Source organism: Variovorax sp. RCC_210, assembly GCF_041355175.1.
Lineage (GTDB): Bacteria > Pseudomonadota > Gammaproteobacteria > Burkholderiales > Burkholderiaceae_C > Variovorax.
In genome coordinates this window covers 1,673,280-1,685,877 of the sequence record NZ_JBFUPJ010000001.1, presented here as the reverse complement: position 1 = coordinate 1,685,877, position 12,598 = coordinate 1,673,280, and the positions used below count along the sequence as shown (strand labels likewise).

Below are 12,598 nucleotides of genomic sequence, written 5' to 3'. Positions count from 1 at the left end.
CGGCCTGCTCCAGCACGTGGCCGACATCACGCCATAAAGCACCCGGCCGTCAACGACGGCCTTGAGCGGACTATTACTTTGCAGCGGCTGACGGCGACGATGAAGTTCACCGAGGGCGTGCCGCCAGACCTCGTCGAGCAGATGATCACGAAGTTCTGCGTCGACCACCCCGAGTGCTACCTGCTGGCGTTTGTGTATGGCCACCTTGGCCAGCACGACCTGCTGCGCGTGCGAACTGACGCCGAGAAGTTCTTGCTGCTAGCCGCCCTCAACCTCGTGGAGTGCGTTGCCTACGTCGGAGCACAGCTGCAGCCCAAGTGAACCGCGTGCGGCCGGTCAAGATGGTCGGACTGGACGCTCACCCTTTTTGGACCTAGCGTCACTGTCGGCCATTCAAGCGGTCGGTCAGAGCCGGTGAGAAGAATCATCAGGTCCTGAAGAATCTTGTATCGCTCAATCGCGTCAGCCGTCGCAATCGGCTGTCGAGGAGTCCACGAAACAAAGTGTCGTGTTCTGAGCTCCATGCGGTGTCGCCTCATTTGAGTGACAGCTGGCACATCCACTTCGAAGCGTATCTCCAAATATCCGTCGTCTAACCGATAGCGTTTGGGTTTGCTCGCTATGTGTTTGACGCTCAAGGTTCGCGGAGTTTGCTTGGGTTGTAGTTGCCCCTGTCCAACCCACTCTTCAAATCCCTCAATATCGACTTCGAGTTCAAGAATGTCTTTGTCGAGGTCGGCATCCGAAAAAGGTCCGCCGGCTACCAAGCAGGTCTGAACAAGGTAACTCACATATGAGATTCCGCGGCTTCGTGCAGCCCCGCCATTTCTAAGCAAGCCGCTGAGCCTGACGTACTGGTTGCTCTTTTTTAGCAGCCCCAAGAACGTACGGTCTTTGAGATCGTCGATCTTGTCATCGAAGATGACTTGCCATGGGTGGCTACTGCCTGAAAAAATTCCGTCCAGCTCTAGCTGTATTTTCCCTTCGGAGTCGATTGTGAGCGAGCCGGGGACCGCTTCTGATGGAACCTCGCCATTTGGTAGCGCCTCGTCAGACTTCCAGAAAAAGCCGCGATCTTCTAGCTGAAACGATTGCATGGGTTTTGTAAATGAACAACGAGCTTGAAGCGTCAAGTTTGCCTCACCAGTGCCGGGTGCTGCAGTTGGCGGCTTGAACCCCCTGTAGGGTTTCGTCTTTGTCTCCTGCTTCTTGAAACTGCCTTCAAGCACCGCGCGCGAGCGTTGGGGCGACGTCACGGTGGCAACGCCGTGGATTCAAGGCAGATGACGCGGGCCCACGTGGCTCGCACCGGATTGCTGGCCCCTTTGCGGCCACGGCGATATGTGGCGGGACAGGCATGACGACATCCAACGACTTTTTCCAGAACAACGAAATCACTGGCGCACTGACGCCGCAGCAGGCTGCGCAGCTCCTCGAGCTCGCATCGGGCGATACCAGCTTCGGGCTGGATGACGGTGGCGCGCCCGCGTCCACCACTGCTGCAGACGCCGCCGCTTCCGCCGAAGCGGGTGTCGCCAACACGAACAGCAGCGCAGCCGCTCCGGCCTCTTCGCCTGCACCTTCCCCCGCCCCAGCGCCCTCCGCGGCGCCTGCAGCAGCTCCAGTAGCCGAGCCCGATGCGTCCCACGCCATCTTGCTCGCGAAGGATGGCAAGCACACCATCCCGTACGAGAAGCTGGTGCAGGCCCGCGAGGGTGAGCAGCATTGGAAGGCGCAAGCGGAGACGGCCCAGCGCCAACTTGCGGACCTACAGACCCAGGCGCAGGAGCGCGCTGATGCGGGTCAAGCGCCGACGAAGACCGACAACCAAGTTGCGGCCGCGCAAGCGGCTATCGACAAGGGTGTCGATCCGGCCATCTTCGGGGACTTCTCCGAAGAGGCGCTGGCCAAGGGCATTCAGACGCTGGTAGTGCAGCAGGTGCAGGAGCAGGTCCAAGCCCACGTTGGCAAGGCCATGGCGCCGTACCAGCAGCAACAGCAGCGCACTGCGCACGAGGCTCACCTCGATGCCATCTACAAGGCGCATCCCGACGCGGACTCCCTCGTGGAGAGCGCCGAGTTGCAAAAGTGGATCGGCGCCCAACCCAGCTATCTGCAACCGACGTTGCGCGATGTGCTGGAGAAGGGTTCCACGTCGCAGGTGGTCGAGCTGTTCAACGATTTCAAGAAGGCTGTCGCAGCGCCCGCTGTAGCCGCAGCCTCTGGAAAGGGTCAGGCCGCTGCGACCGATCCTATGGCCGCGGCGCAAGCCGCCATCGCTGCCGCGGCGCCAGCCGTGCCGGCCTCCCTCTCGGACATCCCGGGCGGGCGGGCCGACGCGCTGTCGCCGCACGAGCGACTGGCGGCCATGGACCCCGTATCGATGGCCGACGCCATGCAAGGCATGACGCCCGCACAGATCGATGCGTTTCTGAACCGATCCCTGTGAGCCATCTGGCCCACACAGCACCACACACAAGGAGGTCTAGATGACCGCAACGAAAACGCAAACCGCGTACGGCGACCCGAAGGCGATGGTCCAGCAGGCAGCTGGCGTGTTCGCCGTCAGCCAGCAACGCAACACCACCATGAACCGGCTTGTCGGCAAGATGCCGAAGCTGGAGGGCGCGATCAGCACGATCAAGAAGCAGTCCACCAACCACATGCCGATCGTGCAGGCGCAGGATCTGGGCCAGGGCAAGGGCGACGAGGTGAAGTTCAACCTCATCAACCCGAGCGGCGGCTACCCGATCATGGGCAGCGAGTACGCCAAGGGCCGCGGCGTGGGCATCAAGCTGTCCGAAGACCGGCTTCGCGTCAACCAGGCGCGCTTCCCGATCGACATGGGCGACGTGATGTCGCAGATTCGCAGCCCTGTGGATCTGCGCCGTGTCGGGCGCCCGCTCGCACAGCAGAAGATGGACGACTTCCTGGACCAGTCGATCCTGGTCCACGCTGGCGGCGCTCGCGGCTTCCACGACAACATCGAATGGCGCGTGCCGGTCGAGACGCATCCGAAGTTCAACGAGATCATGGTCAACCGCGTCAAGGCGCCGACCAAGAACCGCCACTTCATGGCCAAGGCCGGTGCGATCGACCAGTTCACCGTCAACGCGGGCGAGGTCGACATCGCATCGACCGACCTGCTGAAGATGGGGACCGTCGACGCCGTGCGCACCTACATCGACCAGATCCCGCTGCCGCCGCCCCCGGTCAAGTTCGACGACGACCAGGCCGCGACCGACAGCCCGATCCGGGTGATGCTGCTTTCGCCTGCCCAGTACAGCGGCTTCGCGACGGACCCAGCCTTCCGCAACTTCCAGGCGAACGCGGTGGCCCGCGCACGCTTGGCCAAGGACCACCCGCTGTTCCTGATGGAAGCGGGCCTGTGGGGCGGCATCCTGATGGTCAAGATGCCGAAGCCGATCCGCTTCTATGCAGGCGACACCATCCGGTACTGCGCCGCATACGACTCCGAGGTCGAGACGGCCGCGGTCGTGCCGGCTAGCTTCACCACGAAGTTCGCCATCGACCGCGCCATCCTGATGGGCGGTCAGGGCCTCGCGCAGGCGTTCGGCGCCTCGGAGCACAGCGGCATGCCGTTCTTCTGGAGCGAAGAGAAGGACGACCACGGCGACAAGATGGAAATCCTGATCGGCGCCATCTTGGGCATGTCCAAGGTTCGCTTCGCGATCGACCATGGCGACGAGACCCAATTCACCGACCACGGTGTGACGGTGCTCGACACGGTGGTGCCGATCATCAAGCCGCGCGGCTGATGACCCAGGGCCGGGGCAACCCGGCCTTTCTCCCTTCACCCCATCAAGGAGCCTCACATGGCCAACATCAAACTCAAGGGACTGGGCATCAACCAGTTCGGCGGCATGGCCGCCTACGGCAACGTCACCACGCTGCGCGCCACGCTCGAAACCGACGCCACCGGCGCAGCTGTGCGTGCAAATGCGACCACGCCTCTCGGCATCGGCGACAAGGTCTACCTGCAGAGCCTGCCGGCCGGCTTCCGCGCCGAGGACCTGCAAGCGATCGTGTCCACCGCCATGACCGCAGCCGTAACCGGCTCGCTCGGCTTCGAGTACGCCGACGGCGTGGATAGCGTCGAGGTGCCTCAGGACCTCGCGTACTTCGGCACCGGCATCGTGCTCAACGCCGCGGCTCGCCTGCGCACGAGCTCGGCGAAGGCGCCGGTCACGCTGCCCAAGGAGGCCTTCCTGGTGCTGACGATCGCCGGCGCGGCCAATGCCAAGGTCAGCCGCATCGACTTCATCGTCCACGGCGAGCGCCTGGGCGCGAAGTGAAGTCGCAGGGGAGGGCGGCAGCGCCTTCCCCGTTTCTCACCACTCAAGGAGCTCTCATGCCCACCAACACGAATGGCGTGTCCGTGAAGTACATCGGGCGCGAAGACCCGTTCTACGACCGCCTCTACGGCTCGAACCTTCCGTTCGTGCCCGGCCAGGTGCGCGTCATCACCGATCTGGATCTGGTCGCGAAGTTTTTGCGGCACGACGACTGCTTCGAGAGAGTCGTGCTTCAGCCGGCCGTTGCGGCGACCGCCCCAGCGCCCGCGCCCGTGCAGTCGCCCGTCGTGCCTACGGGCGAGGGCAGCTCCAGCGAGAGTGGTGCCGCTCCGCAGACCCCGGTGGCGCCGCCTGGCGATGTACCACGCGGCAAGGACGAGTCCGCCCAGGAGCCAGAGGACGACACGGCCACGCGCCTCGCTGCGGCCAAGAAGCTCGAAGACGACCAGAAGCTGGCTGAGCAGAACCGCCTCGACCTGGTGCAAACGCTGGACTCGATGGACAAGGAAGCGCTGCAGGACTGGGGTGTCGCGAAGTTCAACCAGAAGGTGCCCAAGAACCTTTCGGTCGAGAACATGCGCGCTCGCATTGTCGAGATGATCGATCAGTACGGGGTTCCCTGAGCATGACGCTCGACGACCTAATTGCCTCGTTTCGGTCGGATGCCGACGATGCTCCCTCGAGCATCGGTGGCGGCGATGATGATCTGCTCTGGAAAGACGCGGAGGTCGCGCGCTTCTTGGGCGAGGCCGAGGAGGAGGCTGCGATCCGAAAGCGGCTGCTGTTCGACGACTACACCCTGAGCATTGTCCAGATCGCTGTTGTCGCCAATAGGAGCTCGTATCCCCTCGACTCGCGGATGTTCGAGGTCACGAAGGCGAGGCTGCTGAGCGTCGCCGACAGCGCATGCATTCAGGAACTTCACATCACGACTCGGGATGAGCTAGACGAGGTCTGCCCGCGCTGGCGCGACGAGCGGGGACGCCCCCGCTACCTCGTTCAAGACGACACGCGGGTGGTACTTCCTGGCATCGTGGATGGGTCCTACATGCTGCGTCTTGAAGGGTATCGGACGCCACTGTCACCGATCACATCCGACTCGGACGGCGAAACGATACCGGAGATCGGGGCAATTCATCATCGCTTCCTAGTGCATTGGGCTCTGCATCGCGCGTACAGCAAGCCAGATACCGAGATGTTCAATCCGCAGAAGGCCGCTGTGGCGCTGGCTGCGTTCGAGCAGTACTTCGGTCTGCGCCCTGATGCAGACCTTCGCAAGGACCAGCGGGCCAATCAGCCGCACGTCATTGCGGTGCACCGGTGGTGAGCCATGGCAGTTCGTTCCGTCCCCATCGGCTCTCTCGCTCCCGGTTTGAACAACCGGCTGGAGCCGACGCAACTTGACACCGCGCTGCCCAACCGAAGGCCGGCGACCTACCTCTACGCGGCCGATAACGTCGACATCAACGCCAAGGGCTACCTGAAGCGCCGCCGCGGGCAGACCACAGCAATTTCGGGCCGCGCGCATTCGATCTGGTCGACTTCGCCTTTCAGCGAAGCCTTTGCCGTCATAAATGGCAACTTGGAACGTCTGCGTGACGGTGGTGCAGACTTCACGCGCGTTATCGTGCGCCCCAACATGCCGCAGCTGCCGGTGTCGTTCTCGCGCGGCGCCGACAACGCGGTGTACTGGTCAAACGGCGTGACGCTGCGCCGCGTCATCAACGGCGAGGACCGACCGGCCGTGACCGACGCGCTCGACACCGCGCCGCTGGTCGCCGTCGGAAAGGGCGAGGGCTCGCTGCGCGCCGGCCGCTACCTGGTTGCGTTCACCCGCACGGGCCCGGATGGCGAGTCCGCCGCCACGCCCATTGTTCAACTGCAAGTGCCCGAGGGCAGCGCCATCAGCTGGAGCGCCAGCGACGTGGTGAACGTCTTCCTGTCGGCACCCAATGGCGAAATCCTGATCTACCAGACGCTGGGCCTCGGCGGCAGCGTGCCGGTGCACACCCAGAGCGGGCGCGAGTGCGACACCCTGAACCTGGCGCCCATGCCGCCCGGCACCATCGTGCGCCACTACAAGGGCCGCATGCTGGTGGTCAGTGGCAACCTGCTGTTCTACAGCCTGCCGTATCAGTACGGCGTCTACGACCCCGCGTCGGGCTATTTGGCTTTCGCCGAGCCGATCAGCGTGGTGGAGGTCGTCGACGGCGGCATCTTCATCGCGGCCGACAAGACTTATGCGCTGGCCGATCTGGTCGAAGGCCAACTCGTCGAGCGGCTGCCGTACGGCGCCATTCCTTTCACGAGCGGCACGCTGCCGCGCAGCAAACAGGGCTCGCAGGTGTTCTGGCAGTCGGTGCACGGCCTGGTGATCGGCAACCCCGACCTGAGCCTGGCCAACGTGCAGGAAGACGCACTCGACGTGCCCAGCGCGACGGCCGGTGCGACCCTGTTCCGGGACCGCGACGGCTTGCGGCAAATCATCGCAACCCGCACGCGCGTGGAGCCCAGCGTAGCCGTGGCAAGCAGCTACATGGAAGCAGAAATTATGAAGAAAGGAACGTTCCAATGAAATCCGCAGCTCAAGTCGGCTTCGAGTGGCTGGTGACGATCGAACGCGCGGATGGCCGCATCGAGCGCGAGCGCGTGCGCAACCTGGTGCCGACCGAGGGCCTGAACCACATGATGGCCACTGAGTTCAAGGGCGGCGCCCAGGTGACGCAGTGGTACATCGCGCTCTTCGAGGGCGATTACACGCCCCAGCCCGGCCTCACGGCCGCCGCGTTCCCCAGCACTGCACTCGAGTGCACCGCCTACGACGCCATCAGCCGGCCGGACTTCGTTACCGGTTCGGTGTCGAACGGCGCAGTGGACAACAGCTCGAACAAGGCCGAGTTCATCTTCAACGACAACAAGACCATCTACGGCGGCGTCATCACATCGTCGCAGGCCAAGGGGTCCGTGAACGGCGTGCTGGCCAGCGCCGTGAAGTTCGGCTCCCCCAAGCTGATGAACCCCGGCGACAAGCTGACCGTGGTGGCCGCCAACTCTCTGACCTCCGCTGCATAAGGAACCCCATGACTGCAAAACTTTCCGACGGCATGCGCAACCACATGCTGGAGACCGGCTCCGTCAAGGGCGCGTTCGCCACCCTTGTGATGCGCATCTACTCCGGCACTGAGCCCGTCTCGGCCAACGATGCGATCACCGGCACGCTGCTGGTGACGCTCACGGGTCCATCGGCCGCCGCGCTGGCGTTCGATGCGGCCGTGGGCGGCGCGCTGCCCAAGGCTTCGAGCCAAGTGTGGTCCGGTGTCGCGGTGGCGGGCGGTACCGCCACGCACTTCCGGCTGACCGACACCGCCGACACTGGCAATGCGAGCACCACCGCGAAGCGCATCCAGGGCAAGTGCGGCACCAGCACGTCCGAGCTGAACATGACCAGCACCAGCATCGCAAGCGGCGCCACGCAGACCGTCGACGCCGGCAACATCACGATGCCCGCGGCCTGAGCATGGCCGTCACCGTAAAAAAGGCAGTCGTCACGGCGCTGGCGTCCTGCCCGGCAAACGTGCTGGTGGCCTCTGACTTCGGTGGCGGCTATCGCGTGGGCGGCGTGGTGGCGGGCAACTTCCGATTCACCGACCCGGGCGGCCCGGCAGCTGGCCGGTTTGGCTCTACGTCGCCGACGCGCGTAGATAGTGCCAGCACCGGCACGGTTGCGCCTGGCGTTGTCACTACCTTCGTCATGTACGACAACGGAGGCGCTGCCGACATCGTCGCTGACGACCTTCGCATCGACACCCTGTGTCCCACGGCGGGCATCTACAAGGTCGAATTCCTCAACGAGCTCGACGTGGTGGTGGGCACGTACATCAGCGTGAACGATGGCGGCAGCGTGGTGCGCCACATCGTCCCGTTGAGCATTCCGGTCACTCCGACCTTCTGGACTGCCCTGGCCGGCACGCGCGAGGTTGCGTGAGCCAGCAGCCCACCAAGTACCCGAACGGGTTTGACCCGGGGGGAAGTGGGGCGGTAGAGCACCTGCGCCGCTCGCTGGGCCCGGCCTGGCAGCGCAAGCGCACCCCGGGCGCGGTAGCGGTGCGCAATGGCGACCTCTTCACGGTCTTCAAGGTCGAACAGGATCTGGCAGCGGTCTACAGCCTGGGCCGCACGGCCGCCGGCGTGTGGCAGGTGCGCGGCGCCACCAACGCCGAGGGTCTGTTCGGACTGGTCGGCGCGCCATGGGACGGCGTGAGCATCGACCCGAACACCCGCCACTACGGCCGCGCGCTGATGCAGTCCCTGCGCCTGGTCGCCTCGAGCACGCCGGTCATCAGCGACTTCAACGGCGGCCAGTGGACGCAGGCGGTGTTCCAGCAGGCGCGGTCGCGCCGCGGCATCGACGTGACGCCCTACTACGAGGCCAACTCGATCACGAACAACATCCTCACGGCGCGCGGCGCCTACGTGCTCATCCAGGCACAGAGCGGCTACCGCGACGCCGGCGGCACCCCGAAGTTCTACAGCGGCGCGTGCGTCACACAGATGGGCGCGGGCGGCAACCCGGTGATGGTGTTCCTGCGGGACGACGGGGAGAGCGGCTTCGCGCTGGGCGCCACGCTGGGTTTCGCGGGCGCCGTGGCCTATTACGGGTCGGTCACGACCTTGGCGCCGGGCGTGCTCATGAAGTTCGACCGGTATTTCCGCGCCGGCGCGCCGTACAGCGCCGCGGCGGTGCTGGTCGTCACGAAATCCACCGACGCCGGCGCGACGTGGGCCGCGGTGCCAACGCCCACCCTGTTCGGCGCCGAGCTGGCCACCATCAACAGCTTGCCCAATGACAGCGGCAACCCGTCGGCCATCGATGCTTTCAACGAGGCGGCCAGTTGGGTGCGCGTCGTCACCGCGCCGCTGTCGCGCGCCACCAGCGTCGTGCTGGCCGTGGTTCCCTACATGGACGGCGGCACGCTGCGCGCGCGCGTCAAGATGGGCGTGGTGGATGTGGCCACCGGCGCGATCACGGGCAGCACCGTGCTACTCGACGCCACCACGCCGCTCCTGGCCGACACCTACCTGAAGGACGCGATCGCCATGCCAGCGGGCGTGCTGGTGCTGACCCGGCCCACAGCACCCGACATTTCCGCCATCTGGCCGCAGCCCGCCCGCGTGCGATTGACGACCGATGGTGTGACCCTGACCGACGTGGGCAACCTGCCGCTGGCCGAGAACCACACCGGTACCGTGCGCGCGCTGAGCCCGCGGCGCCTGGTGGTGCCGGTCTACGAAGAGGGCGCGCACCGTCTACTGCAATCCATCGACCAGGGCGCGAGCTGGACGCGCCGAGCGGTCATCGCGACCGACAGTCGACCACCGCAGCCCACCGACCAGTTTCAGAACCTCGCTGACTTCAGCGACGTGGTGTTCGCCCGCAGCGGCGACCAACCGATCAATCCATACCCGGCCACGCCTTGGCTGACCGACATCAGGATCGAGCATGCCTAGCAATCGCCTCATCAAGCAGACCAACAACGTGCCGGTGGTGAAGCCGGTTTTCGTGCCTGCGCAGCCCGCGCGCACGACCCTCGAGCGCCGCTATGTCTGCGGCCTGCGCTACAGCGTGCCGGGCAGCTACACGGCGGTGGTGGACCCGGCCACCGGCGGCGCCACGCTGCAGTTCACGCCCAACGAGCCCATCAAGAACGGCAGCGTGCAGGGCGTTTGGGCGTGCTCGGACGAGAGCGTGCGGGTGCAGTACCCGGCTGTGCCGGCGCACTATGAGGACCGGCTGACGACCGACGCCGATTTCAATCTGGGCTGGAACAGCGGCGGTCGCTCGAAAGACGTGATCTTCGGCGACGGGTGGGCCGAGTTCAAGGCGAGCGGCTCGGCCGTGGGCATCATCTGTGGCCTGAACAGCGACGACGGCACGCAGGAATACCGCGGCAACCTCATCGACTTCGCCTTCTACCTGTTCCGTGGCCAGGCGCTGATCATGGAGAACGGCGTGGTGAAGGGCAGCGCCGGCGCGTACACCAGCGCCAGCGTGTTCCGCATCGAGCGCAGCGGCTCGAGCGTGGCCTACAAGGTCAATGGCGCCACGAAGTACACGAACGCCGCGGCCGGCACCGCGCCGGTGTGGCTCGAAGCCGCCATGTATTCGGCCTACGACGAGGTGTTCGACCCGGTGATGACGCAGGTGGGCGCGCTGCCGACCAGCAACAACATGACCATGAACGTCGTGCTGCCGTCGCTCGCGGAGTACTTCATGTCGGGCGTGTCGGCCATCCTCGAATGCGCGCTGCCGCCGCTGCGGCCCAACCTGCTGGCCGGCTTCGTGGCGCCCAGCTTCACCGTGATGGAGATCGATCTCCCGCAGCTGCAGCCCAGCCTCGACCTCCTGGTGGGCAACCTGGCGCAGATGGCGGTGCAGCTCCCATCGCTGAAGGCGCTGTACGCCGACCACCCGTACGCGGAAATGGACGTGCGTCTCGCGCCGCTGGGCCTGAGCCTGCAGGCGCTGGAAGGCAATTTCAACGCCACGCTGGGCGCCGCGACGCAGGCGAGCAGCAGCATGAAGGCCTCCACCCTGCTGGTGGTGTTCATGAGCAGCAACGCGCAGGTGGCGGGCGCCATGACCGTGCAATCGGTCCAGGACGCGCGCATGGATTCGAGTGCGGTGCTGGACAGCGTGATGGGCATCGAGGCGATGCAGGAAGCGCTGATGGCGTCGGTTGCCAGCAGCGCCGCCATGCTCGGCGTGCCAGCCGGCGAGATGCAGACGCTGGTGGTGAACCTGGAAGGCTTTGGCAACACCAGCTACTCGGCATTCGACTTCAACAGCTTCGCCCGCCTGGGCGACCGCTACCTCGGCGCGGGCGAGAGCGGCATCGTGGATCTGGACGGCGCCACAGACAACGGCGCGCCGATCGCCGCGCACGTGCATTTCGGAAAACGGGACCTCGGCAACGCCCAGCGCAAGACCGTTGCCGAGTGCTATGTGGGTATGGCCGGCGAGGACAAGCTGATCTTGCGGGTGACGGCGGAAGGGAGGACCTTCGACTATCGCACGCGCAGCCATAGCGACGTGTTGCAGCAACAGCGCGTCGACATTGGCAAGGGGCTGAAGGCCAACTACTTCGAGCTGGAGCTTTTCAACCAAGACGGGGCCGACTTCGAGATCGACACCGTGCAACTGCAGGTTGCAGACCTACAAAGGAAAATTTGATGACCACTCCGATCAACCCCGGCGACATCGTTTCTGTTCCTGACCCTTCGACTGGTGGCGCTGGCGCGCCGGTGATCGTTTCACAGGTGATGAATGCGAAGTGGAAGAACGGTTTTTCGCTGCTCAACAAGCTCTTCGAGATCAGCGATAACGCGATCGCGCTGACCAATCCCGCGCCCCAGATGCCGGGCGTGTTGCTCGACAAGAGTTACCTGCCGCCGCTGCCGCCGAACCTTCCGAACATCGATCCGAACGAGGCGAAGGCGATCTATGACGACAGTCGCGCCGAAATCAACGCGCTGCTGCAAGGCGGCTATGGCACGTTCCTGCAGACCTATTTCCCAGACGGCAACTTCTACCCGGCCGCGCTGGCGTGGCTGGACACCGCGCTCTCGCAGGGCGGTACCGGCGTCAACGCTTCAGTGGAACAGCAGATCTGGGAGCGAGACAAGGCTCGGATCCTGACCCAGGCTCAGCAGCTCGAGAAGTCTGCAGTGGCCACCTGGGCGAACCGAGGCTTTCCGCTGCCGCCCGGTGCCGCGGCCGCGCAGGTCACGCAGATCCGTCTGGCGGCTTCGAAAGAGCTGGCCGGCCAGAGCCGCGACATTGCCATCAAGACCTTCGAGACTGAGCTCGAAAACACCCGCTTCGCTATCACCACCTCCATCGACCTGCGCAAGTCCGCGCTGCAGCTGGCCAGCGAGTACATCCGCACGCTGATCCTCGGGCCGCAGACAGCAGTGCAACTGGCCACGTCGCTGGCCGGCCTCAAGACGGAACTGGCACGCGCGCTCACCGCCATGTATTCGGCGGAGGTTGCCGCCATCGAGCCACTGGTGCGATTGAACATCACCGACGCGCAGCTGCAGTCAGCGGCGAACCAGGCGAACCTGAACGCGAAGTCGCAAGCGAACAGCGACCGCGTGCGCGCCGCCCTGGCCAACGCTAGCACGGTGGGCGGCGTGGTTGCATCTTCGTGGAACGGTCTGAACGCAGGCGCAAGCATCAGCGGGGGCGATTCCAGTTCGCTCTGACCCACCCCTGTAGGGTT

Annotated in this window: 13 protein-coding genes and 1 pseudogene; 13 read left to right on the top strand and 1 reads right to left on the bottom strand. The window is 65.0% G+C overall.

What is annotated here, in order from left to right:
- A pseudogene (locus AB6807_RS07950) lies at positions 1-321 on the top strand (hypothetical protein); the annotation flags it as partial.
- On the opposite strand, the gene AB6807_RS07945 reads toward AB6807_RS07950, so the two are convergent.
- Positions 291-1,256, bottom strand: a complete 966-nt coding sequence (locus tag AB6807_RS07945) for a hypothetical protein (protein ID WP_371084127.1) — start codon at positions 1,254-1,256, stop codon at positions 291-293. The pseudogene AB6807_RS07950 and the gene AB6807_RS07945 sit on opposite strands and share 31 nt — an antisense overlap.
- Before the next feature lie 101 nt (positions 1,257-1,357).
- Here AB6807_RS07945 and AB6807_RS07940 point away from each other — a divergent pair, with 101 nt between their 5' ends.
- Genes AB6807_RS07940 through AB6807_RS07885 form a run of 12 tightly spaced genes read left to right on the top strand, consistent with a single transcriptional unit; the run spans position 1,358 to position 12,581 of the window.
- Complete coding sequence (locus tag AB6807_RS07940) at positions 1,358-2,449, top strand: hypothetical protein (protein ID WP_371084126.1); 1,092 nt, start codon at positions 1,358-1,360, stop codon at positions 2,447-2,449.
- A 40-nt stretch (positions 2,450-2,489) separates the two neighbouring features.
- Positions 2,490-3,779 carry a DUF4043 family protein gene (locus tag AB6807_RS07935; protein ID WP_371084125.1) on the top strand — a complete coding sequence of 430 codons (1,290 nt, stop codon included), beginning with the start codon at positions 2,490-2,492 and terminating at the stop codon, positions 3,777-3,779.
- Between the two features lie 57 nt (positions 3,780-3,836).
- Entirely contained in the window at positions 3,837-4,316 is a 480-nt protein-coding gene (locus AB6807_RS07930) for a hypothetical protein (protein ID WP_371084124.1), read from the top strand.
- 56 nt (positions 4,317-4,372) lie between these two features.
- Positions 4,373-4,939: a hypothetical protein gene (locus tag AB6807_RS07925; protein ID WP_371084123.1), complete on the top strand. Its 567-nt coding sequence runs from the start codon at positions 4,373-4,375 to the stop codon at positions 4,937-4,939.
- A gap of 2 nt (positions 4,940-4,941) precedes the next feature.
- Positions 4,942-5,643, top strand: a complete 702-nt coding sequence (locus tag AB6807_RS07920) for a DUF6682 family protein (RefSeq protein ID WP_371084122.1) — start codon at positions 4,942-4,944, stop codon at positions 5,641-5,643.
- A gap of 3 nt (positions 5,644-5,646) precedes the next feature.
- On the top strand, positions 5,647-6,891 hold the full coding sequence (locus AB6807_RS07915) for a hypothetical protein (protein WP_371084121.1): 1,245 nt from the start codon (positions 5,647-5,649) through the stop codon (positions 6,889-6,891).
- Entirely contained in the window at positions 6,888-7,388 is a 501-nt protein-coding gene (locus tag AB6807_RS07910; RefSeq protein WP_371084120.1) for a hypothetical protein, read from the top strand. The genes AB6807_RS07915 and AB6807_RS07910 overlap by 4 nt, the downstream gene beginning before the upstream one ends.
- A gap of 8 nt (positions 7,389-7,396) precedes the next feature.
- Positions 7,397-7,831: a hypothetical protein gene (locus tag AB6807_RS07905; protein ID WP_371084119.1), complete on the top strand. Its 435-nt coding sequence runs from the start codon at positions 7,397-7,399 to the stop codon at positions 7,829-7,831.
- Between the two features lie 2 nt (positions 7,832-7,833).
- Positions 7,834-8,301, top strand: coding sequence for a hypothetical protein (locus tag AB6807_RS07900; RefSeq protein WP_371084118.1), 468 nt, complete (start codon positions 7,834-7,836; stop codon positions 8,299-8,301).
- Complete coding sequence (locus tag AB6807_RS07895) at positions 8,298-9,824, top strand: hypothetical protein (protein WP_371084117.1); 1,527 nt, start codon at positions 8,298-8,300, stop codon at positions 9,822-9,824. The genes AB6807_RS07900 and AB6807_RS07895 overlap by 4 nt, the downstream gene beginning before the upstream one ends.
- Complete coding sequence (locus tag AB6807_RS07890; RefSeq protein WP_371084116.1) at positions 9,817-11,547, top strand: hypothetical protein; 1,731 nt, start codon at positions 9,817-9,819, stop codon at positions 11,545-11,547. Before AB6807_RS07895 ends, AB6807_RS07890 begins: the two co-directional genes overlap by 8 nt.
- Positions 11,547-12,581, top strand: coding sequence for a hypothetical protein (locus AB6807_RS07885; RefSeq protein WP_371084115.1), 1,035 nt, complete (start codon positions 11,547-11,549; stop codon positions 12,579-12,581). Before AB6807_RS07890 ends, AB6807_RS07885 begins: the two co-directional genes overlap by 1 nt.
- Positions 12,582-12,598 lie beyond the last annotated feature (17 nt).

Excerpts from the sequence above, each read along its gene's own strand:
- AB6807_RS07920 (WP_371084122.1), top strand. The coding sequence starts at position 4,942 with ATGACGCTCGACGACCTAATTGCCTCGTTTCGGTCGGATGCCGACGAT.
- AB6807_RS07900 (WP_371084118.1), top strand. The coding sequence starts at position 7,834 with ATGGCCGTCACCGTAAAAAAGGCAGTCGTCACGGCGCTGGCGTCCTGC.
- AB6807_RS07930 (WP_371084124.1), top strand. The coding sequence starts at position 3,837 with ATGGCCAACATCAAACTCAAGGGACTGGGCATCAACCAGTTCGGCGGC.
- AB6807_RS07905 (WP_371084119.1), top strand. The coding sequence starts at position 7,397 with ATGACTGCAAAACTTTCCGACGGCATGCGCAACCACATGCTGGAGACC.
- AB6807_RS07885 (WP_371084115.1), top strand. The coding sequence starts at position 11,547 with ATGACCACTCCGATCAACCCCGGCGACATCGTTTCTGTTCCTGACCCT.
- AB6807_RS07890 (WP_371084116.1), top strand. The coding sequence starts at position 9,817 with ATGCCTAGCAATCGCCTCATCAAGCAGACCAACAACGTGCCGGTGGTG.
- AB6807_RS07925 (WP_371084123.1), top strand. The coding sequence starts at position 4,373 with ATGCCCACCAACACGAATGGCGTGTCCGTGAAGTACATCGGGCGCGAA.
- AB6807_RS07915 (WP_371084121.1), top strand. The coding sequence starts at position 5,647 with ATGGCAGTTCGTTCCGTCCCCATCGGCTCTCTCGCTCCCGGTTTGAAC.
- AB6807_RS07940 (WP_371084126.1), top strand. The coding sequence starts at position 1,358 with ATGACGACATCCAACGACTTTTTCCAGAACAACGAAATCACTGGCGCA.
- AB6807_RS07935 (WP_371084125.1), top strand. The coding sequence starts at position 2,490 with ATGACCGCAACGAAAACGCAAACCGCGTACGGCGACCCGAAGGCGATG.
- AB6807_RS07910 (WP_371084120.1), top strand. The coding sequence starts at position 6,888 with ATGAAATCCGCAGCTCAAGTCGGCTTCGAGTGGCTGGTGACGATCGAA.